This window comes from Bacillus sp. NP157 (genome assembly GCA_018889975.1).
Taxonomy (GTDB): Bacteria; Pseudomonadota; Gammaproteobacteria; order Xanthomonadales; family Rhodanobacteraceae; genus Luteibacter.
Genome location: CP076546.1, coordinates 1,068,885 through 1,091,468 on the forward strand (window position 1 = coordinate 1,068,885; position 22,584 = coordinate 1,091,468).

Consider the following 22,584-nt stretch of genomic DNA (forward strand, 5'->3'; position numbering starts at 1 on the left):
CGAACCGATGGACATCAGCATCGACGCGACCGTCTCGAGCAAGACCGGTTTCGCTTCGCACCAGAATGCCGTCCCGCTGCTCCGCGACCTGGTCGTCACCCACCGCGGCACCGAGTCGCTCGACGACCTCGTGCTGGTGCTCGCCGCCGACCTCCCGTTCGTCGAACCCAGGACCTGGCGGCTCGACCATCTCGGGCCCGGGGACAGCGTGCGCATCGCCGATCGTGACGTGAAGCTCGATCCTTCCTTCCTGCACGGCGTGTCCGAGAGCATCGCGGCGCGACTCAGTATTCGCCTCATGCAGGGCGACACGCTGCTCGCGACGGCGGAGTACCCGGTCGAACTGCTGCCGAAGAACCAGTGGGGCGGCGCCCATTACATGCCCGACCTGCTCGCCGCCTTCGTCATGCCCAACGACCCGGCGGTCGACCGCGTGCTCAAGGGCGCGTCCACCGTGCTGCGCAGGGCGGGCAGGAAAGACGCCATCGACGGTTACGAAGGCCGCTCGCGCACGCGCAGCTGGGAGCTGGTCTCGGCGATCTGGTCCGCCGTCTGCGGGCTCCGGCTCAGCTACACCCTGCCGCCGGCGAGCTTCGAAGACAACGGCCAGAAGGTGCGCACGCCGAGCCTGGCGCTCGCGGGCAGCGTCGCCACCTGCCTGGATACGGCGTTGTTGTTCGCGGCGGCCATCGAGCAGGCCGGCCTGAACCCGCTGGTGATCCTTACCCGGGGACACGCTTTCGTCGGCGCCTGGCTGCAGCCACAGGAGTTCGCCAGCCTGCTGACCGACGACGCGAGCGCCGTGCGCAAGCGGGTCGAGCTGAAGGAACTGGTGGTGTTCGAGACGACGCTGGCCACCGAGGCGCGTGCGCCGGGTTTCGGTGCCGCGGTGGAGCAGGGCACCCGCCAGCTCACCGACGAGGACTTCATCCTCGCCATCGACATTCGCCGCGCCCGCATGCAGCGGATCAAGCCGCTCGCCCTCGATGCCGGCGTTCAGCCGGCCGCGCCCGGTGCCGATGCCCCGCCGGCGTTCGAAGCGCTCGAAGATGCACCGCGACTGCCGAACTTCGACGTCGACGTCACGCCCGAACCGGACACGCCGGCCGGCAAGCTGGAGCTGTGGCAGCGCAAGCTGCTCGACCTCACCACCCGCAACCGCCTGCTGCACGTGCCGGAGACGGCGAAGGCGATCCGCCTGGTCTGCCCGGACCCGGCCATGCTCGAAGACCGCCTCGCCGAGGGCAAGCGGATCCGCATCGTCTCCATGCCCGACCTCGCGGTGGGCGGTCGCGATCCCGCGCTCTACGAACAGCAGAGCCACGAAAACCTCCGCGACGAATACGCCCGCAGCGCGCTGGAGCGCTCCGAAGTGCTCGCGACGCTGGAGAAGGGCAAGCTGGAAGCCGCGCTGGTTGACATGTACCGCAAGGCGCGCAGCGATCTTGACGAAGGCGGCGCGAACACGCTTTACCTCGCGCTCGGTTTCCTGAAATGGAAGAAGTCGGCCGACGATCCGAAGACCTATTCGGCGCCGCTGATCCTCGTGCCGGTCGGGCTGGAACGCAAAAGCGCCTTGTCCGGCGTCGTCATGACCCTCATCGACGACGAACCCCGCTTCAACCTCACCCTGCTGGAACTGCTGCGTCACGACTTCGAGCTGGTGATCCCCGGCCTCGGCGGTGAACTGCCGACCGATGGCAGTGGCATCGACGTCGACGGCATCTGGAACACCGTGCGCCATGCCGTGCGCGACGTGCCGGGTTTCGAAGTGGTTCCCGAGCTGGTCCTGGGCACGTTCTCGTTCGCGAAGTACCTGATGTGGAAAGACCTGTCCGACCGCACCGCGCAGCTGCTCGAAAGCCCGATGGTCAGGCACCTGCTCGGCAAGCGCGACGAGGCCGGTACGTTCGAATCGCCGGGGCCGTTCCCCCGCCCGGAGGCACTCGACCAGTCGGTCGACCCGGCGGACCTGTTCATCCCCTTGCCGGCGGATTCCTCGCAGGTCGCGGCCGTGGTCGCCTCCGCCGAAGGACACAGTTTCGTCCTCGACGGTCCGCCCGGCACGGGCAAGTCGCAGACCATCGCCAACATGATCGCGCACAACCTGGCCCTTGGCCGGCGTGTGTTGTTCGTCGCAGAAAAGATGGCGGCGCTCGACGTGGTGAAGCGTCGCCTCGACGAGCGGGGGCTGGGTGAATTCTGCCTGGAACTGCATTCCAGCAAGGCCTCCAAGGTCGACGTGCTCAGGCAGCTGGAACGTGCGTGGGATACGCGCGACCTGCTTTCGGACGACGAATGGCAGGAGGAGGCGGGCAAGGTCCGGCTCCTGCGCGATCGTTTGAACGGCCTGGTTGGTGTGTTGCATCGGCGTCGTTCGAACGGCATGACCATCCACGAAGCGATCGGTATCGCCGTGCGCGACGTTACCCCGGCCACGCCGCGCTTCGCGTGGCCCGCGACGACCGAGCACACGGTGGCGCAGCTGGCCGAGTTGCGCGCGGTGGCCGAGCGCATCGACCTGAATCGTCCGGTGCTCGCGGCGACCCGCGGACTCGCGCTGGTCAACACCAGCGACTGGTCGAACCACTGGCAGGAAGCGATCGTGGCCAGCGCGCGGTCGCTTGCCACCGCCATCGATGCCTGCCGTGCCGACGTCCAGCGCACCGTCGCCGCGACCCGCCTGCCGATCGACGAGGCCGAGCCCGCGGGCATAGGCCTGTTGATCGCTTTCACCCGCTTGCTCGCCGAGGCCTACGGCGTCGACCTGCGCTGCGTCTTCGCGCCGACCTTCACCTCGGTGCAGGCCACGGCGCAGAAAGCGCTGGGCCTGATCCACGCCTATAAGGCGCAGGAGCAGGGGCTTTCGCTGCGTTACAGCGAGGACGCCGTGCGGCGCATCGCGGTGGCGCACGTCCAGGCCGCGTGGACCGAAGCGAGCGGTAAATTCTGGTTCCTCGCCACGCTGGCGAAGAAGAAGGTGGCGAAGGCGCTTGCGCAGGATGCGGCATCGGCCGACTTGCCCGACGTCGCCGCCGACCTGCCAAAGCTCGCCCAGATGCAGCCGTTGCTGGCCCAGCTGGATGCACTGGCGCCGGAACTTGCCGGCCTGCCGGGCTGGCATGGCCTCGGCACCGACGAAGCCAGGCTGAAGACGGTGCTGAACCTCGGCACGAACATCCGCGCCGCGCTCGTCGCGCTCGCGCGTTCACCCGAACACCTGATCGAGCTGCGCAAGGCGGCGGGGACCCTGCTGATCGATGGCAACGAATTGCTCGGCGCCGGCGGCAGCGTGGTCGATACGGCGGCACACCTGAAAACGACCTTCGATGCGTTCAAGGAGGCATTGGCGACCTTCGCCGCGCTGGCCGGAACGGAGCTCGACCCGGATGCCGACCTCGACACGCTGCAGGCGACCTGCGCGGCAGTGATCGCCAGCGAGCGACAGCTGAAGGCGTGGTGTGACTGGTGTCGTGTCCGCGACCATGCCCATGCGCTTGGGCTGCAGCCGCTGGTCGCACGGGTGGAAGAGGGTGCGCTGCCCGACACCGCCGTGGCGATGTTCGAGGCGGCCTATGCGCGCTGGTTCGGCAGCGTGGCCATCGACGGCGAGCCGCTGTTGCGCAGCTTCGTCGCCGCGGAACACCTCAACGAGATCGAGGCATTCCGCCGGCTGGACGACCAGGTCGCGGCGCTGACCGTGCGCTATATCCGGGCGAAACTGAGTGGCGTCATCCCGGCGAAGAACGACGTGCCGAAGAACGGCGGCTATGGCGTGCTGAAGCACGAGCTGCAGAAGTCGCGGCGGCACAAGCCCGTTCGCCAGCTCGCGCTGGAAATGGGCGACGCCATGGCGAAGCTCGCGCCGTGCATGCTGATGAGCCCGCTGTCGATCGCGCAGTATCTGCCGGCCAACCAGGCTTTGTTTGACCTGGTGATCTTCGACGAAGCCTCGCAGATCGCACCGTGGGATGCGATCGGCTCGATCGCCCGTGGCTCGCAGGTGGTGATCGCAGGCGACCCGCGGCAGATGCCGCCGACCAGCTTCTTCAACCGGACGGCCAGCGCGGACGACGATGACACCGAGGAAGACCTCGAGAGCATCCTCGACGAGTGCCTCGGTGCGGGTATCCCCAGCCATCGACTGACCTGGCACTACCGCAGCCGGCATGAAAGCCTCATCGCGTTTTCCAACCACCAGTATTACGACGACGAACTGATTACGTTCCCGGCGGCGGAAACCCGTCCGAGCGCGGTGGAGTGGCGCCGCGTGGAAGGCGTGTACGCGAAGGGGAAGGGACGCAACAACCAGCGCGAGGCCGAGGCACTGGTCGCCGAGACGGTGAAGCGGCTGACCGACCCGGCGTTCATCGCCTCGAAGCAGACCATCGGCATCATCACGCTCAACAGCGACCAGCAGAAGCTGGTGAACGACCTGCTCGACGCGGCGCGCCAGCGGCACCCGGAGATCGAACCGTTCTTCCAGCAGGAACTGGCCGAACCGGTGATCGTGAAGAACCTGGAGACGGTGCAGGGTGACGAGCGTGACGTGATCATGCTCGGCATCGGCTACGGTCCGACGACGCCGGGTGCGAATGTCATGTCGATGAATTTCGGCCCGCTGAACAAGGAAGGCGGCTGGCGGCGCCTCAACGTCGCGGTCACCCGTGCCCGCCGCGAAATGCTGGTGTTCACCTCGTTCGACCCGGCGATGATCGACCTGAACCGGACCTCGGCGCGCGCCGTCGGCGACCTCAGGCATTTCATCGAGTTCGCGCAGCGCGGGCCACGCGCATTGGCCGAAGCGGTGCGCGGCTCGGTCGGCGGCCACGAGTCGCCGTTCGAACGCTTCGTCGCCGACGGGCTGCGCGCGAAGGGCTGGCAGGTCGTGCCGCAGATCGGCGTGTCGCGCTTCCGCATCGACCTCGGCGTCGTACATCCGGACCGGCCCGGCGACTACCTCGTCGGCGTGGAATGCGATGGCGCGACCTACCACAGCGCCGCGACCGCGCGCGATCGCGACAAGGTCCGTGGCGCCATCCTGCAAGGCCTGGGCTGGAAACTGTTGCGGGTGTGGTCGACCGAGTGGTGGGTGGACAGGGAAGGTGCGCTGGAGCGGCTGCACCTGGCCATGGTCGCGCTGCTCGAGCAGTCACGCCGTGATGCGCCTTCGGCGCCGGTCCCCGAGGCGGATGAGCCGATCGCCGCTACCGATTCAACCGATCCGATCGTTTAAAAAGGAAGGCATGCATGGCTCGTATCGCACCGTTATTCGAAGGACCGCTCGACCTGATCGGCGATATCCATGGCGAGATCGATGCGCTGCGAGATCTCCTTGCGCGCCTGGGCTACGGCCCGGACGGTGTCCACCCCGAGGGGCGCAGGCTGGTCTTCGTCGGCGACCTGTGCGACCGCGGTCCCGATAGCCCGGCCGTCGTGGCGCTGGTCGCCGACTTGGTCGCCGCGGGGCACGCCCAGTGCGTGCTCGGCAACCACGAGCTCAACCTGATTCGTGGTTCGCGCAAGGAAGGCAACGGCTGGTTCTTCGAAGACGATCACGATCGCACGGACGGCAAGTTCCTGACATCGAACTCGGCGAGTGCGCGTGTTCGGGAGGAGGTGATGGCGTTCTTCGAGACGCTGCCCGTCGCACTGGAGAGTCCGGGCCTGCGCGTGGTGCACGCGTGCTGGCTGGGCGAGGCGATCGACCGCGTGCGTTCCCACCGCGACGAAGACCCCGCGTCGCATTTCGAGCACTGGGAACGTGAGCTCAACGCGTGCCTCCTTGCCGACGGCACGATCGACGCCGCGCGGGCCGAGCTGGCCGAGCATGGCGCCTCGCTGCGCAATCCCAACGCGCTCATCCCGATGCTGCCGAACACGGCCGCGCTGGACCAGGCCCGGCAGATGGCGAATCCCTTGCGAGTGCTGACCTCCGGCGTCGAGCGGGCGACCGCCGTGCCGTTCTATACCAGCGGCAAGTGGCGCGTGGTGGAACGCGTTGCCTGGTGGAACGAGTACGACAGCGATGTGCCGGTGGTGATCGGCCACTACTGGCGTTGGCCCGTGTCGATCGATCGCGCTGCGTTCGGCAAGGCCGGGCCCGACCTGTTCGCGGGCGCGCCCTACGACGAGCCGCTTGGCCTGCGCAAGAATGTGTACTGCATCGATTATTCGGTGGGGCGCCGCTTCCAGGAACGGCTGAGGGGTGGTGCGTTCCAGACGCGGCTCGGGGCGTTGCGCTGGCCCGAGCGGCAGCTGGTATTCGACGGGCTTTAAGCGGGAGCCCCCGCGAACGACGCCTGACGGCTGCCCGCAGCGCAGCGGTCAGGCGAGCCCGTCGACCGCCCGGACAAGCGCAAGCAACGCAGCTGGAAATCCCAGGGCCGGGTTTGCACCGGGCGGCCCAAGCCGTACCAGCACCCCATGCCCCGCCGTCGCCACTTCGCGCGACAGAAGATCGAACGCCTGGTCGGTGATGCGAAAGGCACGAAACCGCGCCTCGTCCCAATCCCTCGATGCCGAAGCGGCAGAAAGCGCCTTGATCTCCATCGAGATCTCGGAAATGGCGATCGAGCGAGCATTCGCATCGAGCACAGCCTCATTCATCGCCGCATTCCCCATACGTCTTCAATTCACAATCCCCCCCTGTAGGAGCGCGCCTGCGCGCGAAACCCCAACCCGCCAAAAACGCCAAGCACGCCTCACTCTCCCCAGACGCGCAATCTCCCCTACACATCATGCTCGGATGAACTCCCGCCAAAACCCACGATTTCGGCGAATCCACAAGATTCATCAATCTTGTCAAAGCAACTATGTCAAATCACAAGCAATGCGATCACGAAGGCATCCGCGCCCAAAACAAAAGGGCCGCAACAGACCGCGGCCCTTTTTGATATGTCGCCCGTTCCCGGCGCTTACACGTCAACCTTCCCATGCTCGCCCAGATCCGGCGTCGACCCCGTGATCCGCGCCTTGATGTAATCAAACGCAACAACCACCTTCGACGACGGCGCGTCCCAGTACTCCGCGGTATCGACGTCGACACGCAGCAACGCAAGGTCGGCGTCCTCCTTGCCCTCCGGGAACCACACTTTTACCCACTCGTTCCAGTGCTCGTCGATCGCCGCGCGGTCCTGCACGAGGATGGCCTGGCCGGCCAGCGATACGAAGCTCATCGACTCGCTGCTCGCGTAAGCGACGTTCACTTCGTGATGCGTCGCGATCTCGTCGACCTTCGGCGAGCTCTTCCGCGTGAAGAACCACAGCGTGCCGTCGAAGCGCTTCTGCGACGCGACCATGGGGCGACTGAACAGCCGTCCATCGTGCGCCGTGGTGAGCATCGCGACACGCGCGTCCTTGATCAGCGACCAGATCTTCTCGTGGTCCTTGCTTCGCTCATCGGTCATGGCATTGCTCCAGGAAAGGGAGCAATGACGGTGACAGCGCGCGATTCAAACCCGCGTCAAGGTCCTGCGGTGCGCCGGACACGGAAGCAGCACATATCCTGCTGCCAGCGACCGACGCCTAAGCCTCAGCTGCCACCGCCCCGACTATTTCCTCTTCCACCTTCGTCGAGCGCAACACCGTGGAAATCATCGAAGGCACCAACGGCGGCCTGGACAGGTCCATCCACCCCCTGGGCAAGCCAAGCGAGTGCTCCAGCCCGCGCGCGAACAGACTGGGCACGTCGGCGCCGAACAACATGCGGCCGATCTTCAGCGGCGTAACGATGTGGCCGAAGAGCGCAGCCTGCCCGACGGCGGTGTCCACGCCGGAGAGTTCAAGCACGGAGAGGACGCGAGCGAGGTTGTGGTGCCGGTGAAGCTGGGTGTCCATAGCGATTCTGTTCCGGGGATTCCCTTCCATCGGCAGCGCCACCAGACACCTTGAGCCTCCGTTTGTGAAGGCCCAGGCTCCGTGTCCGTGAGACTCGAAACATCGAACGAAGTTACGGCGTCAGCACGACCTTGCGGCAGTCTTCTTCCTTCTTGTCGAACACCTCATAGCCCTTCGCCGCATCGGCGAGTTTCATCCGGTGCGAGATGATGATGTCCGGCTGCAGGCTGCCTTCCTCGATGAAATCGAGCAGTTCGGGCAGGTATTTCTGCACGTGGGTCTGGCCCATGGCGAGGGTCAGGCCCTTGTCGAACGCGTCGCCGATGAGGAAGGCATGGATGAAGCCGGCATACACGCCCGGAATACTGACCACACCGCCACGGCGCGTGGCCGTGATGCACTGGCGGATGACCTCGCCCGAACTGGTTTCCATCTTCAGCGTGCTGAGCACGGTTTCCGTCGTGCTGCCTTTGGCCTCGAAACCCACCGCATCGATGCTGGCGTCGACGCCGCGGCCGCCGGTGTTTTGCAGGATGAACTCCGACGGGTCCACCGCGCTGAAATCGACGGGGATGACGTCGTATGCAGAAACGGCAAAGTCGAGGCGATATTTTTCGGTGTCGACCATATAGATGCGCTCGACCCCGAGCATGCGCGCGCAGGCGGCGGCCATGAGGCCCACGGGGCCGGCGCCGAAGATCGCGAGGGTCGAGCCTTCACCGACCTTCGCATTCAACACGGCCTGGTAGCCGGTCGGCAGGATGTCGGACAGGAACAGCACCTGTTCGTCGGCAAGGCTGCCGGGGATTACAAAGGGACCAACATTCGCCTTCGGCACGCGCACGAATTCCGCCTGGCCGCCCGGCACCCCGCCGTAGAGATGGGAATAACCGAACAGGGCCGCCGGAGGCGTCATTTTCGGCCGCTTGCGCAGGCTCGCGCCTTCGCCGGTATTGGTGGTCTCGCAGGCAGCGAATTCTTCGTTCTCACAGAAGAAGCATTTACCGCAGGCGATGACGAAGGGGATGACCACGCGGTCGCCTACCTTCACGTTGGTGACGCTCGACCCGACGTCTTCGACCACGCCCATGAACTCATGGCCGAAGATGTCGCCGTGTTTCGTTTCCGGGATCTTGCCGTGATACAGGTGCAGGTCCGACCCGCAGATCGCGGTCGCCGTCACGCGCAGGATCAGGTCGTCACCGTCGGTGAGGGTCGGATCGGGGACGGTTTCAACGCGAACGTCTTTGGAACCATGGTAGGTCAGGGCTTTCAAGGGCGTTGCTCCGCGGTAAGAGAACCTGACCGTCCCATGGGGTTGCTCTACGGGGGGTGAGGGTTAGCTCGTCGTCGAAACACGCGGTCTGTGTATCAGGCTGATTTGGGGGGGTGGAAACGCGAAGTGTCGGAATTGGCGACCTCCCGTTCACCGCTACTGGACACCGCGCTCTGCCCAATGGCCCATCATCCGACAGAGTGCCAAGCCATGACATCGACGCCAGGTCGTCCGATTGCCTATTCGCCTTCCCTCGAGCACATCGAGGACGACGAAGCCGAGGTGAACGCCAAGCTGATCGAACAGATGGAAAAGATCGGCGATATCGTTCGCGAACATACGGGCCACAGCTATCGCAGCGTCCACGCCAAGAGCCACGGGCTGCTGGTCGGCCGGCTGGCTGTGCACGAAGCCCTCCCGCTGGAACTGGCCCAGGGCCTGTTCGCCGATCCGGGTGCCTATGATGTGGTGATGCGCTTCTCCACGCCGCCGGGCGACCTGCTCAACGACGGCGTCTCGCTGCCGCGCGCCGTGGCCTTCAAGGTGCTCGGCGTGGACGGCGCACGGGTCGACGCGTCATCCACGGACCGCACGCAGGACTTCGTGATGGTCAACGGACCTGCCTTCGTGAAGAAGAACGCGAAGCAGTTCCTGAAGAACGTCACCCTGCTTGCCAGCACGACGGACAAGGCCGAGGGCTTCAAGAAGGGCCTTTCCACGGCGCTTCGCGGCGTCGAGAAGGCGATCGAGGCGGTCGGCACGAAGAGCGCGGCGATCCTCAGCATGGGCGGCCATCCGGAAACCCAGCTACTCGGCGAGACCTTCTTCACGCAGGTGCCGCTGCGCCATGGCGACTACGTGGCCAAGTTCTCCCTTGCGCCGGTTTCGCCCGAGTTGAAGGCACTCACCGGCCAGCCGCTGGATGTCGACGGCCATCCGGATGCCCTGCGTGAGTCGGTGATCGACTTCTTCCGCACGCACGGCGGGACGTGGGAGTTGCGTGCCCAGCTGCTGACCGACACCGACAAGATGCCGATCGAGGACGGTGCCGTCGAGTGGCCGGAAGACCTCAGCCCGTACGTCACCGTCGCCACGCTCACCGTGCAGCCCCAGTCAGCCTGGAACGAAGAGCGGATCAGGGCCATCGACGATGGGCTTTCGTTCAATCCGTGGCACGCGCTCGCCGCCCACCAGCCGTTGGGTAACGTCATGCGCGCTCGCCGCGTCGTCTATGACGCCATGTCACGCCGTCGCCACTCGCTGGCCGGCGTGCAGCATGGCGAGCCGAGTTCGCTGGAATCGATAGGGCTGGCTAACGGGCAGGGGGCACACGGCAACCGCGCCGTTTAGTTAACGTAGCAGCACCCTTCGATCGCGATCGGCGCGATCGAAGGGCGTTCTGTCTATTCGGACAGCGTCATCAGCGCATGCACCACGGCCAGGTGGCTAAGGCCCTGCGGAAGGTTGCCGAGCCAGGCATGGGTTACCGGGTCGACCATCTCGGCAAGTGTGCCGGGGCCACCCGACAGGGCATCCAGCGCCTCGTGCAGTTTCTTGCCGGCGCGTCCGCTATCGCCCAGCAAATGCCATGCCTCGGCCATCCAGAAAGTACAGGCAAGAAAGCAGCCCTCGGCACCACGCGCGTCCGAGTAACGGAAATGGAACGGTCCTTCGCCCAGCTCGCGATCAATCGCCACCAGTGTGCGGCGCAGGCGTTCCCTGCCATCAAAACCGAAGCGAACGGCGAGGGCGAGCGAGGCATCCAGCTGGCTGCTGCCCGGGTACATCACGAAGGCATCCTTCTCCATCGACCAGCAATGCTCTTCGATCCAGTGCACGATGCGCTGGCCTTCGCGCGCCCAGCGATCGCGGCACGTGGTTGGCAGGTGGCCGCCATCGGCAAGCTCCACCGCGCGGGCCAGCGCCTGCCATGCGCTGACCTTGGACATCGTGTAATGCCGTGGCGTCTCCAGCTCCCAGATGCCGGCGTCCTTCAATCGCCAGCTATCCGCGCACTGGTCGGCGAGGCGCGAAAGCACGCGTGCGCTCTCGGCATCAAGGATGTTGCCCGCGTCGACGAACTGCGCGACCGTCTCGAAGATGTCGCCGTAGACGCCATGCTGGTGCTGGTGGGTGGCCTGGTTACCGATCACCACGGGCTGGGAATGTCGGTACCCGGGTACGTCGATCGTCTCGACCTCGGCGGGCTTCTCTCCATCGAGGCGGTAGAACAGGTCGCCATCGGTGTCACGCAGGCGCTTCAGCAGCCAGGTGAGTGCCGCCTTGGCTTCAGCCTCGGCGCCGATGCGCAGGAACGCCTTGATCGTGTAACCCGCGTCGCGGACCCAGGCAAACCTGTAATCGAAGTCCTTGTCGCCGCCGATGCGCTCGGGTAGCGAGGTGGTGCCCGCGGCGGCGATGGCGCCGGTCGGGGAATACAGCAGCAGCTTCAGCGCCAGGGCGTGGCGCACGAGGCAGGCCCGGTCGTCTCCGTCGAAGCGCACAGAGGCGGACCAGTGCTTCCATTCCTCGTCGGACAGGTCGATACGCTGGTCGATCTCGTCCGCGGTCGGCACCACGAGAGGTTCGTCCTGGCCGGCCACGATCGCGACCAGCTCGCGGCCACCGGCGGTGACCGTAAGTTCCCCGCGCAATCCCGTGTCGTCCTCGCGTTCCAGCACCAGCCCGGCGCTGTGCACGACCACACCGAGGACGCGCCCGGCGTGGAACACGCGGTGGTTCCCGGCATCCGCAAGGTACGGATTGACCTTGCCGGCCTGGCGGCCTGGACGAAACCGGATCCTGAATGTGACGGCGCCTTGGAGACCTTCGATCCGCCGCGCGAGTTCTTCCCACGGCAGGCGGCCCGCGCTGCCGCTGTTGAGTGACTCGGTCAGGCGCGCGACGCCGCCCTCGGCGTGGAAGTCGGTCTCCAGTACGTTGCTGCCGTCGCGGTAGCGACGTTCGACCTCGAAGGGTTCGACCGGTTCGACCGAGAAATAGCCGCCTTCGCGGGGATCCAGCAGCCGATCGAACAGTGGCGGGGAATCCATGTTGGGCACGCACCACCAGTCGATGCAACCATCGCTTCCGGATAGCGCGATGGTGCGTCCGTCGCCCAATACGCCGTATGCCTCGATGGGAAGGAAGCCGTCATCGCGCCGGGTGGCGTTGAAATTCGGTGGCATGCACGCGCCCCTGGGAAAAAGCTAGTCGAGCAGAGCGCTCGTGCAGCACGCGTATGCGCATGTGCACAACGCGGGCACGGGTTCGTTACGCATCCTCCGGCACCGTGGGTCCATTCTTTGAGGACTGCACGCGCCATGAGCGAAGACACCGAGCAGCCGCTCGTCATCGTGATCATCCCGCCGACGTGGGTCGATGGGCCCTGGCACGTGAAATCCGACGGGCGGACGCCCCTGCCGGCGGCCAGCCAGGATGAAGCGGTGCAGATGGCCGCGCGGTTCGCTGCGATGGCGGAGCGGGCAGGTGGCCGGGCGGTCGTGCGGATCGCCGGGACCAACGGCGAGGCGGACTCCTTCCCCCTGTATTGAGGAAAGGCCGGGCTGCGTTGACATTCGCTATGCCGGGAATCGGTATCCTCGCCGCGTTCCGGACCCCTCACGGGTTTGCCGGCTCCCGCCAATGCCGATGCCCCCATGAGCGACCTCCTTACCTATAAGCAGCTGATCGACCTGTCGCAGGATTGCGTGAAGAGACTCGACCTGGAAGGTCGGATCATCGACGTGAACCGGGCTGGGGTCGCGCTTCTTCGGGTGGATGGCGAGCACGTGTTACTCGGGCAGGATTGGGTCGCGATGTGGCCCGCCGCCTACCAGGCGGCGGTGGCCCACGCTCTCGAGGAAGCCCGGCAGGGGCGCAAGTCGTCCTTTGTCGGGGCCAGCGGCGACCCTGACGTCGAACAGCGCTGGTGGACCGTGCATGTCGGTCCGCTGGTTGATGAGCAGGGCACGGTGGTGGCGCTGGGGAGCGTCAGCCGCGAAGTAACCGAGCGTGTCCACGTCGAGCGCTCGCTGGATGCCTTGAACGATGCCTTGCGCGCACGCCTCGCTGCGACCCAGCGTTCGCTGGTCCAGGTGCAGGAGCGGCTCGACGTCGCCGCCCTGGCCGAAGCCGCCGCCGAGCACATGGCCGACCAGGCCCAGAAAGGCGAGGCGATCGGCCACCTGGTCGCCGGCATGGGCCACGACTTCAACAATCATCTGCAGACGGTGCTTTCCGCACTGGATGCGCTCGATGCGCTGGGCGAGCTCAACGCGACGCAGACCCGTTATGCGGGCTTCGCCATGGACGCGGCACGCCACGCCGCGGTGATGTCCCGACAGATGCTCGCCTTCAGCCGGATGCATCCCTACACCCCCGACCATGTCGACCTGGGCGAGGTGGTCGCGGATATCGTGCCCATGCTCCAGGGCGCCGTGGGACGGGGCATGCAGATCGCGTTCGCCGCCGCCGAAAAGGCCCTCCCGGTGTTCGCCGACGGCCATTCGGTCCAGCAGGCACTGTTGAATCTGTCGATCAATGCGAAGGATGCGTGCCAGCAGCAGGGCACGATCCAGATCGCTTTCACCGATTTCCACGTCGGTGCCGACGGCGCGACCCTGAACCTGCCCGAGGGCGACTACGTTGCCATCGAGGTGAAGGACACGGGCGACGGCATGAGCGAAGAGGTCCAGGAACGGCTGTTCCAGCCCTTCTTCACGACCAAGGCGTCGGGTAAGGGCACCGGCCTGGGCATGGCCCAGGTGCTCGGCCTGATGCGCCAGGCCAGTGGGTCGGTGCAGGTGGTGTCGGCCCCCGGTGCCGGCACGACGGTGCGCCTGATCTTCCCGTGTGCGGGCGAGCTGACCGTCGCCTAGGCTGCCCCGGCAAAAACCGCCGCGCGATCGATCGCATCGGCCAATTGCGCCCGACTGAAGGGTTTGACGAGACGTATCGCGACGGGCGGCGCATCGGGGATGGCCTCGTTCGGGTCGGAAAGCATCACCAGCAGGGCCATGCCGGGGTTCTGCGCCCGGGCCACGGCCAGGAAGGCGCCCGTGTGGTCCTCGCCGGGTGCGGGGATCGCCGCGACCAGGAAATCCACCCTCAGGCGTTCGATCACCAGTTTCGCGGCGCCGGCGTGGGTCGAAGCCACCAGCACCTCGAAATCCCGGGCCCGCAGGCAGTCGGCCACCGAATCCGCCAGGGCGGAACTGGGCTCGATGACGACCGCCAGCGGCGGATGCAGCGAAGGCATCATGGGCGCACTCCCGTAGCGGAATCTCACTCTACGCCCTTATCCCGTCGGATACCTTTCGGCTTGCCGAGGGGCTGCGATGCATCCCCCGATGGGGTGAACTGGCCACTCCGGTGTAACCGTCCCCTCGGCGCCAGCGAATGCCTTGGTGGCCGCTTGGCCATTTCGGAGACGGATCATGAAGACACTACCTTTCCTCGCTGCCAGCATCGCGCTGGCCCTCGGTGCGGTGTCCGTGAGTCAGGCGGCACCTGCGACTGCGTCGCTCCCTGCGTTCACCTCGCCGGCGCTCTACGTGATGTCGAACGACATCCAGGCCAATAGCGTGGCCGTGCTCAAACGTAATTTCTTTGGTGGCCTCGACAAGGTCGCCGTCGTTCCCACCGGCGGCAAGGGCGTGGGCGTCGGCACCACGGCACCGCCGCCCGATCCGCTGGGCTCGCAGAATGCCTTGCTGAAGAGCGAAGACGGACGCCTGCTCTTCGCGACCAACGCGGGCAGCAACCAGGTGTCGGTGTTCGCGATCCTGGGCTCACGCCTGCAACTCATCGACGTGGTCGGTTCGGGTGGTGTGTATCCCGTGAGCCTGGCCCAGCACGGCAACCAGCTTTACGTCCTCAACAGCGCGGGCACGTCGGTGGTCACCACCTTCCGCATCGCGCCCGCGGGCAACCTCATTGCCAGCGGCACGCGGGTGGTCGGAACCGATGCACCGCTGGTGGGTAACCAGCCGAACGTGGGGATGACGCCGGCCCAGGTGCAGCTGACACCGGACGGCAAGTTCCTCGCGGTATCGGTCAAGGATGCGTCGGCGAAGGGCTGGTTCGAACTGTTCGCGGTGGGCCGCGATGGCAGCCTCGCCGCCGACCCGGTGATCACGCCCTCGAACGATCCGCAGCCGTTCGGCTTCGATTTCGACGCGCGCGGCCACCTCATCACCAGCCAGGCGGCGACGTCATCGGCCAGTTCGTACGTGGTCAACCGCGACGGCACGCTCGATCCCGTGACGCACGACCTGGGCAACGGCCAGGCCGCGGCGTGCTGGCTCACGGTGGCGGGACGCTTCGCCTTCACCGCCAACGCGGGCAAGGGCAACCTCAGCGCCTATCGCATCGGCAACAACGGCAGCCTGACCCTGCTCGATGGTGGCGTCGCGGGTGCGCTGGAGTCCGGCGCGGCACCGACCGACATCAAGGCTTCGGCGGACAACCTGTTCCTCTACGCCGGCAATTCACTGGGTGGCGACGTCGATAGCTTCCTCGTGCTGCCCGATGGCCACCTGCTGAAGATCGGCCAGACCCCGGTGTTCCCGCCGGCAAGCGGCATGCAGGGCCTGGCGCTGTAAATGCGATGGCCCGGCCGGCGCGATGCCGGCTGGGCCATTTTCATACGCGACTACGGCGTGGGCGTGTCCAGGCGCGGATAGAACTGCGTCCACACTTCGTCTTTCTTCGCGCTGGCCATGTGGCAGAACGCGCACTCGGTCTTCGCCTTGACCTTGGCCGTGGGCGCCTTCGGCTCATGATGATTGAAGTTGAAGTAGCCCCAGCCGCCGGTGTCGGCGTAGCGCTTGCTGTCTTTCACCGTGACGTCGGCGCCATTAAGCGCGCCGGGGAAGAAGCCGCGTCCCGACGGCTCGGTGCGTGAGCCATCCGGATTCTGCGCGGGCAGGGTCAGCTGCAGCTCCTTGAAGAAGATCGTGCCCTCGGGGAACACGCCGGTCTTCCTGTAGATCGCGTACGAGCCCGGCTCGATGTAAACGTTGTGGTACTCGGGGAAATTGGCCTTGCCGTTGTTGAGGGCGTTGGGTGTGAGCGGGGATCCGACGAATACCCACTTCTCGAAATCCTTCGGCAGGATCAGGTCGCCGTCGGCGGTGTATTCGGGCAGGTAGCGTTTCGTCGTGGCATCACCAGCGTTGGCCGCTGCCGGTGCCTTGGCACCGGAAATGGCGAGGGCGGCGGCGATGACGATGGCGATGGCGCCACCCAGCAGGATCGATTGGCGTACGGTGGGCCTGGACATGGCGAAACCTCCTGCATCGGTGGGGGTGCGCACTCATGCTCGCGCCGTACGACGTGCAAGGGGTCTTGCAATGCCGTCCCACAGTCCGCCCGAAGGCGTCGCCTGCGGATTCGTACGCAATGCGCGGGGCTCGTAGCCGTGCACGCCGTAGAAGGCGCGGCAGAAACTGCTGCTGCTGCGGTAGCCGACCATCCGTGCCACCTGTTCGAATGACAGCGCTTGCGTACGGAGCAGGTCGGCGGCGCGTCGCATGCGCAGCTGGCGTAGCACCACCATGGGCGAGCAGCCGGTGGCGGCCAGGAAGCGCGCCATGAAGGCGGACCGGCTGAGGCTGGCCACGCTGGCCAGCGAGCCGACGGAATGCCGGTCACCCGGGCGCAGGCTCATCAAGGCGTAAGCCCGCGCGATGTTCCGGTCGCGGGCGAGGGAAAGTTCGTCCAGCCACGGATGATCCATCTCCAGCAGCGCGCGCAGGCAGACGATCAACACCTGCTTGAGCAACACGCTGGCCATGGCCTCGGCACCGACCGCCGCGGCGGCCAGCTCGTCCATCGCCTGGCGGAACGTGGCGATGCCGCGGATGCCGTAAGCCGGCGGAACGTACAACGGCTGGCGCAGGCTTTCGAACACATGACTGAGGGGGCCGCAGGAGACTTGCAGGATGGCGGACTGGATGCTGCAAGCGGTTCCGGCGATCCCGGCGACGCTGGCGTGGCCCGTGCCGGCTCTGTGCGAGGCTTCAATGGCGGCAACGTCGCCTGCGACTACCACGCAGGCGATGCTGCCGGCGTGCATCGGAATCGATCCGCGGCGACCTGCATCGACGCAGCCGGTCCCTTCCACGCAGGCATGCATCGCGATGAATCGGGTGCCGGGCGTCGTGTCATAACGCGTGTCCTCGTCACCCGATCCTTCATGTGACGCGTTCGCAATATACGTCCGCACTTCCAGCGAGCGAATCACTTGCTCGACCGCCTCGTTTCGCGCGCTCATCGGCGGACGATCGGTCATGTTAGCCGGACCTCCCGCACGGGGATGGGCCATAGGCTTTCGTATCCTTAGGATTCGGGAGCTCGCCATGATCCATGCACGCTTGTTCGTTCTTGCCGCCACTGCCACGGTGGCGATCGTTGCGGCAGGGCATGCCTCTCACGCGCAGGCCGCGACCGGCCCGGTGGGCGGCAAAGCCACCCAGGGCGTCGACGCAAGCGATGCCAGTGGCGCCATCCACGTACCGAAGAATTACCGCGCGAGCTTCGAATACGTCGGCACCTGGTCGGTCGGCGGGCCGACCCAGGGCGCGGCGCAGATGCATGCGGTTTACGTGTCGCCGGGCGGTACCGCCGCTTACCGGAAGGATGGCAAGTTCCCCGACGGCACCGTGCTGGTCAAGGAAGTCTACGAGGCGAGCACGGCGGCGATGACCACGGGTGCCGCCGTCAGCCACGAGGAAACGCTGAAGGGCTGGTTCGTCATGATCAAGGACAGCAAGAACAGCCACCCGCAAAACATGTTGTGGGGCGATGGCTGGGGCTGGTCGTGGTTCGACGCCGGCGTGCCGATGAAGACCACCTCGACCAACTACCAGACCGACTGCAAGGGCTGCCACGTTCCCGCGCAGGGCACCGACTGGATCTACGTGCAGGGCTACCCGGTACTGAAGAAGTAACCCGACGGATGCATGGTGTGCGAACGGGCGTGCCATGGTCGTTTCCCCCAGCATGGCGTGAGAGTGGTTGCGTGCCTCGGAGCGCGCCATTCCTTTCGTTCGCAAGAAATCTATGCCGACGCCTGCGGCGCGGATATCCCTCCGTCGGGTGAGCTCAGCGAGGCGGGTCGCGGCGCATGGGCATCGCTCGGTGTCCGTAGATCGCGCTGTCGATCGAATAGGCACCCGGGCCAAGCAGGAGCATCGCCACGGGTAGCGCCTGCAACGCGAACGCACGCGCAAGCTGCCCGGCGTCAGTGACGGCGAAACCGTGGATGCCGAGGACGACCATGCAGGCGACCGCCATCACTGGCGTGAATAGCCCGAGCAGCATGAACATGCACAGGCCACCCGCACACCAGAAGGCGACGGCCTCGCCTGCGTGCCCGACGATGGCGACAGGCAACGGCCACAGCGATAGGGCCACGCCGCAGCGCAGCGACAGCAGCCCGAGTCCGGGTGCGCCGGAAGGAAACATGGAGAACAGGCGATACATGTGCTCCAGCACTCTCCAGGAATCCTCGAGCCGTTCTACCCCGCTTGCGCGTGGCTTGCTCCCCCTCAGATGGGTGATCGGGCGGGAAATCTCACGCTGGCCGGCCACCTGGCAAGTACTATGCGAGCCGTGTCCCACGGGTAGCCCGCGCCATGACCACTTCCCAGCGCATCCGCATCCTGATCGCCGACGACCATCCGATCTTCCGAGCCGGCATCGAGGCGATCCTCTCCGTGCAGGACGACATGGAACTGGTCGGCGCGGCCGGTAGCGGCGAGGAGGCCGTGGCGATGTTCCGCGCGCTGCGTCCGGACCTGGTGCTGATGGACCTGCAGATGCCCGGCATGGGTGGCCTCAACGCGATCCGTGCGCTGCGCAGGGAGTTTCCCGAGGCCAAGGTCGTGGTGCTGACGACCTACCAGGGCGACATGCAGATCTGCAACGCGCTCAAGGCGGGTGCGGCCAGTTACCTGATCAAGAGCACGTTGCGCAACGACCTGATCTACGCGATCCAGCAGGTGCATGCCGGTGGCCGACCGATCCCGGTGGACGTGGCGAAGGTGCTCGAACACCACGACGGCGAGGAAAGCCTGAGCCCGCGCGAAATCGAAGTGCTCGGCCACGTCGCGCTGGGTTTCTCGAACAAGCGCATCGCGAACCAGATGGGCATCTCGATCGAGACGGTGAAGACCCACATGAAGAACATCCTGCTCAAGGTCAAGGCAAAAGACCGCGCGGAAGCCGTGGTGACCGCGCTAAAGCGCGGCATCCTGGAAGACTAACGAGGCTCGCTTTCGCGGCTGAACCGGCGACGGATGGCCCGCCATGCGCGTGCTGGCATGGATGTCGTCGTGCTGGCGAAGGCGACCCGGCCGGGTACCAGCAATTCGACCTGCGTGCCCGCGCCATCACGCGCCCAGACCGCGAGCTTGCCGTCGATCGACCGGGCCCGTTCCTGCATGCCGACCAGACCCCAGTGGCCGGCCTTGCCGCCCAGCTCCAGCGTCTCCGCATCGATGCCTACGCCGTTGTCGTACACGCGCAGTCGCAGGTGATGCGGGTCGTAGGTGATCTCCACCTCGACCCGCGTGGCGCGTGCATGGTGGAAGGCATTGAGCATCGCTTCGCGGCAGATGAAATGAACCTCCTCGCAGACAGGCGCTTCGAGTACGCGTTGCCGGCCGTTGCATACGAGGTTGAAGGTCGTCGTGCCTTCCGCGGCGAGGTCGCGGCCCAGCGTGGCGATGGCGATCATCAGGTCGGTGGCGGCATGGTCACGCGCACGCATCGCCTGGACCCGGTTGCGGCCTTCGACAAGCACATCCTCCGCGCGGTTCAGCGCCGCATCCAGTTGCGCGTGCGCCGGGCTATCCGGCGGCATGCGCATAGCCACGGCCTGGAAGCTCAGCATCAGGCCCTGCACACCCTGCAACAGGGTGTCGTGCAGGTCGCGGGCGATCCGTGTCCGTTCGGCATGCCGGATTTCAAGGCGGTCCCTGACCCGGGCGACAATGCGCCGATGCTGCATGACCAGCAGCAATACGATCGATACGCCCAGCGCCATTGCCATGAACAGGCGGAAGTGGATGGTCTGGTAAAACGTGGGAGCGATGGCGATGGGCAGGCTCGCCGCCTGCGTGCTCCACACCCCATCGCTGTTGGCGGCTTCCACTTCGAAGCGATATGTGCCTGGCTTCAGGTTGGCGTAGGTGGCTTCGCGGCTGGTCCCCGCATCCTGCCACTGCGCGTCGACGCCGCCGAGCCGGTAGCGGAAGCGCACGTTTTGCGGCGAGACGAAGCTCGCCGCCGTGAAACCGATGCTGATATTGCGGGTGAGCGCGGGTGCATCCAGTGACGAGGCGAGCCGTTCTTCCTTACCCTCGATACGTACGCTCTCGATGATCGCATCGGGCGCGATCGTGTTGGGGTGGAGCATGCCCGGGTCGACCCAGCTCACGCCGCGATTGCCTGCAAACCACAGGCGGCCGTCCTGGTCCTCGAATACCGACGACGCAGGGGGATGCATCAGCGCCACGCCCGCCACGCCGTCGTCGCTGCCATACAGGGTGGTCACCGGCGCATAGGTCGGATCGGTGAAGGCGTGTTCGACATCGGCGGCTGCGATCCGGACGATGCCGCGCGTCGTGTTCAGCCAGAGGTCGCCCGAGGCGACACGCTTCGCTCCCGTGACGGCGCCGAGCAGGCCGAGGCGCGACATGGGGATCGACAGCCAGCGCCCGGCCGACGATCGCGCGACGCCGTTGTCGCCGGAAACCCAAACCTCGTCGTCGGTGATCGAGATCGCCTGCACGCCGCCGACGTCGAGGCCATCCCGCTTCCCGAAAACCTGTCCCTGCGTGCCCGACCAGCGCACGAGCTCACCGTCCTGGTATCCCAGCCACGCGACGTCTTCGTCGTCGAATGCGATAGCGTCGGGTGGCGTGGCTTTGATCCGGCCCACGGCATCGACGCGTTGCCACGCGCCGTCCGCATAGCGGTAGAGACCGTCGCCCATGCATACCCACAGGTGGCCGGCCTGGTCGGTGGAGGAGCCCGTGGCGTACGGACTGAACACGCTGCCGGGCGTGGGCATCGATGCGACCGCGCCGCCGTGATGCCACTGGTCGAAGCGCCCCTCGGCGCGCGCATAGACCATCTCGCCGGCAGCGCCTACCGCGTAGGCATCCGTAGGGAAGCCGCAGGCCAGCTGGATCGCCTTTCCCTGGCGCGCGTCATAGACACATCCGGCTTGCAGCAGGAGGATCTGTTTGCCGGGCCCCTGCGCGGCGTAGGTCATGCTCGATGCGGCGTCGAGCGCGGGGGAGACGGTGTGGAAGCGTTTGCTACGGAAGCTGTCGAGGCCGAAGTTCGTGCCGATCCAGACGTTGTCCTCGCGATCAATGAGGATCGGCACGGCCGCCATCGACGTCAGCCCCTGTGTCGTGGCGAAGCTGTCCGTGACGTCGTCGGGTGCCAGCGGTTTGCCCGTGGCGAGGCGTGACGCGTCGGCCACGCGAAACACGCCGTCGATACCGTTGCCGACCACGGGCGTGGCCCACAGGTTGCCCTGCTGGTCGAAGGCGATCCGCCGGCCCTGGCCAAAGGTGGTCGTGACGGCGGATTTCAGTGCGTCGGGCACATGGTCGGCGGAAAGGCCGGGCAGGGCGCGCGTACCGTGCACCATGTCGGACAGCCAGGCGGTGCCGTCGGGCGCGAAGGCCATGCCGGCGAACGGTCCGGACGGGACGCCGGTTGCCTCGAACCGGTGGCTGCGTGGCTTGAGCACGAACAGTTCGCGGTCGGTGGCGACCCATACGGCGCCATGGCGATCGACGGCGACCCACGTCGCGTTCGCGTCCGCTGGGTAGTTCCAGTCGGCACCTACATCGGTGGCATTCCCGTCGGCCAGCCTGACCAGACGTCCGCCGGCAGCCGCCCACATCGCGCCGTCGGGTGCGCGTGCAAAGCGGTACACCGCGCTAGCCTGCAGCTTGCCCGGCGGTGCGTAGTTGACGACGCGCCCCTTGGCGACATGGCTGATAGCCCCGTTTGACGCACCGACCCAAAGGTCGTCCTCGCCGACGATATCCAGCGCGGTCAGGTCGGTCGCAAGGAAGCGATCGCCAGGCATCGGTTCGTAGTGCTTGAAACGCAATCCGTCGAAGCGATACAAGCCGCTACCGGTCGCCAGCCAGATGAAGCCGAGCGGATCCTGCTGCATTGCCCAGATATCCGCGGGCGCGCCATCGCGGACCTGCCACACGCGGTGGCTCATCGTGCGGATGGAGTCGGACGACGTGGCCGGGGCCGCGCCTGCCGATGCCGCTAACCAGCAAAGCGCAGCGCCTGCCCAGGTGATCAGCTGTCGGAGCATGGTCGCCTCAGGATGCTGCCCATGCAGCGGATGGTACTAAATGCAGCGCACGAGGCGCGTACCGGCGATCACCCCACCGGGGGATGTTGGCGATGCGAGGTGGCGT

General features: G+C 66.3%; 18 protein-coding genes. 8 read left to right on the top strand and 10 right to left on the bottom strand.

The genetic code is table 11. The features are described 5' to 3' along the window. Positions 1-7: 7 nt before the first annotated feature. A complete protein-coding gene (locus tag KPL74_04795; GenBank protein QWT21320.1) occupies positions 8-5,236 on the top strand; it encodes a DUF4011 domain-containing protein in 5,229 nt (1,742 codons plus the stop codon). Between the two features lie 14 nt (positions 5,237-5,250). Next, complete coding sequence (locus KPL74_04800; GenBank protein QWT21321.1) at positions 5,251-6,279, top strand: metallophosphoesterase; 1,029 nt, start codon at positions 5,251-5,253, stop codon at positions 6,277-6,279. Positions 6,280-6,327: 48 nt separating this feature from the next. Here KPL74_04800 and KPL74_04805 read toward each other — a convergent pair whose 3' ends face one another. The 4 genes from KPL74_04805 to KPL74_04820 all read right to left on the bottom strand — a co-directional run bounded on the left by KPL74_04805 (position 6,328) and on the right by KPL74_04820 (position 9,115). After that, positions 6,328-6,609 (bottom strand): hypothetical protein, encoded by a 282-nt coding sequence (locus tag KPL74_04805; GenBank protein QWT21322.1) that lies wholly within the window; start codon positions 6,607-6,609, stop codon positions 6,328-6,330. A 308-nt stretch (positions 6,610-6,917) separates the two neighbouring features. After that, complete coding sequence (locus KPL74_04810; GenBank protein QWT21323.1) at positions 6,918-7,409, bottom strand: pyridoxamine 5'-phosphate oxidase family protein; 492 nt, start codon at positions 7,407-7,409, stop codon at positions 6,918-6,920. A 118-nt stretch (positions 7,410-7,527) separates the two neighbouring features. Continuing rightward, entirely contained in the window at positions 7,528-7,839 is a 312-nt protein-coding gene (locus tag KPL74_04815; protein QWT21324.1) for a hypothetical protein, read from the bottom strand. A gap of 112 nt (positions 7,840-7,951) precedes the next feature. Next, positions 7,952-9,115 carry a glutathione-dependent formaldehyde dehydrogenase gene (locus KPL74_04820; GenBank protein QWT22577.1) on the bottom strand — a complete coding sequence of 388 codons (1,164 nt, stop codon included), beginning with the start codon at positions 9,113-9,115 and terminating at the stop codon, positions 7,952-7,954. A 210-nt stretch (positions 9,116-9,325) separates the two neighbouring features. Here KPL74_04820 and KPL74_04825 point away from each other — a divergent pair, with 210 nt between their 5' ends. Further along, positions 9,326-10,465 carry a catalase family protein gene (locus tag KPL74_04825; protein ID QWT21325.1) on the top strand — a complete coding sequence of 380 codons (1,140 nt, stop codon included), beginning with the start codon at positions 9,326-9,328 and terminating at the stop codon, positions 10,463-10,465. A 53-nt stretch (positions 10,466-10,518) separates the two neighbouring features. Here KPL74_04825 and KPL74_04830 read toward each other — a convergent pair whose 3' ends face one another. Then, positions 10,519-12,303 (bottom strand): hypothetical protein, encoded by a 1,785-nt coding sequence (locus KPL74_04830; protein QWT21326.1) that lies wholly within the window; start codon positions 12,301-12,303, stop codon positions 10,519-10,521. 135 nt (positions 12,304-12,438) lie between these two features. On the opposite strand from KPL74_04830, the gene KPL74_04835 reads away from it, so the two are divergent. Together KPL74_04835 and KPL74_04840 are read left to right on the top strand one after the other, a co-directional pair. Then, on the top strand, positions 12,439-12,669 hold the full coding sequence (locus KPL74_04835) for a hypothetical protein (GenBank protein QWT21327.1): 231 nt from the start codon (positions 12,439-12,441) through the stop codon (positions 12,667-12,669). Between the two features lie 105 nt (positions 12,670-12,774). Continuing rightward, the gene (locus KPL74_04840; GenBank protein QWT21328.1) at positions 12,775-13,995 is read left to right on the top strand and encodes a PAS domain-containing protein; all 1,221 of its coding nucleotides are present in this window, start codon (positions 12,775-12,777) and stop codon (positions 13,993-13,995) included. On the opposite strand, the gene KPL74_04845 is transcribed toward KPL74_04840, so the two are convergent. Continuing rightward, positions 13,992-14,378, bottom strand: coding sequence for a hypothetical protein (locus KPL74_04845; GenBank protein ID QWT21329.1), 387 nt, complete (start codon positions 14,376-14,378; stop codon positions 13,992-13,994). The genes KPL74_04840 and KPL74_04845 overlap by 4 nt on opposite strands. 175 nt (positions 14,379-14,553) lie before the next feature. Here KPL74_04845 and KPL74_04850 point away from each other — a divergent pair, with 175 nt between their 5' ends. Further along, on the top strand, positions 14,554-15,720 hold the full coding sequence (locus KPL74_04850; GenBank protein QWT21330.1) for a lactonase family protein: 1,167 nt from the start codon (positions 14,554-14,556) through the stop codon (positions 15,718-15,720). A gap of 50 nt (positions 15,721-15,770) precedes the next feature. Here KPL74_04850 and KPL74_04855 read toward each other — a convergent pair whose 3' ends face one another. Next, the gene (locus KPL74_04855) at positions 15,771-16,400 is read right to left on the bottom strand and encodes a cytochrome P460 family protein (GenBank protein ID QWT21331.1); all 630 of its coding nucleotides are present in this window, start codon (positions 16,398-16,400) and stop codon (positions 15,771-15,773) included. 33 nt (positions 16,401-16,433) lie between these two features. Then, positions 16,434-17,411, bottom strand: coding sequence for a helix-turn-helix transcriptional regulator (locus KPL74_04860; protein QWT21332.1), 978 nt, complete (start codon positions 17,409-17,411; stop codon positions 16,434-16,436). A 67-nt stretch (positions 17,412-17,478) separates the two neighbouring features. Here KPL74_04860 and KPL74_04865 point away from each other — a divergent pair, with 67 nt between their 5' ends. Further along, positions 17,479-18,069, top strand: coding sequence for a cytochrome P460 family protein (locus KPL74_04865; protein QWT21333.1), 591 nt, complete (start codon positions 17,479-17,481; stop codon positions 18,067-18,069). 154 nt (positions 18,070-18,223) lie between these two features. Here the strand turns inward: KPL74_04865 and KPL74_04870 are convergent, their stop codons facing one another. Next, positions 18,224-18,616 (bottom strand): hypothetical protein, encoded by a 393-nt coding sequence (locus tag KPL74_04870; GenBank protein ID QWT21334.1) that lies wholly within the window; start codon positions 18,614-18,616, stop codon positions 18,224-18,226. Between the two features lie 140 nt (positions 18,617-18,756). Here KPL74_04870 and KPL74_04875 point away from each other — a divergent pair, with 140 nt between their 5' ends. Beyond that, complete coding sequence (locus KPL74_04875; protein ID QWT21335.1) at positions 18,757-19,386, top strand: response regulator transcription factor; 630 nt, start codon at positions 18,757-18,759, stop codon at positions 19,384-19,386. On the opposite strand, the gene KPL74_04880 is transcribed toward KPL74_04875, so the two are convergent. Next, complete coding sequence (locus tag KPL74_04880) at positions 19,383-22,478, bottom strand: ATP-binding protein (GenBank protein QWT21336.1); 3,096 nt, start codon at positions 22,476-22,478, stop codon at positions 19,383-19,385. The genes KPL74_04875 and KPL74_04880 overlap by 4 nt on opposite strands. Positions 22,479-22,584 lie beyond the last annotated feature (106 nt).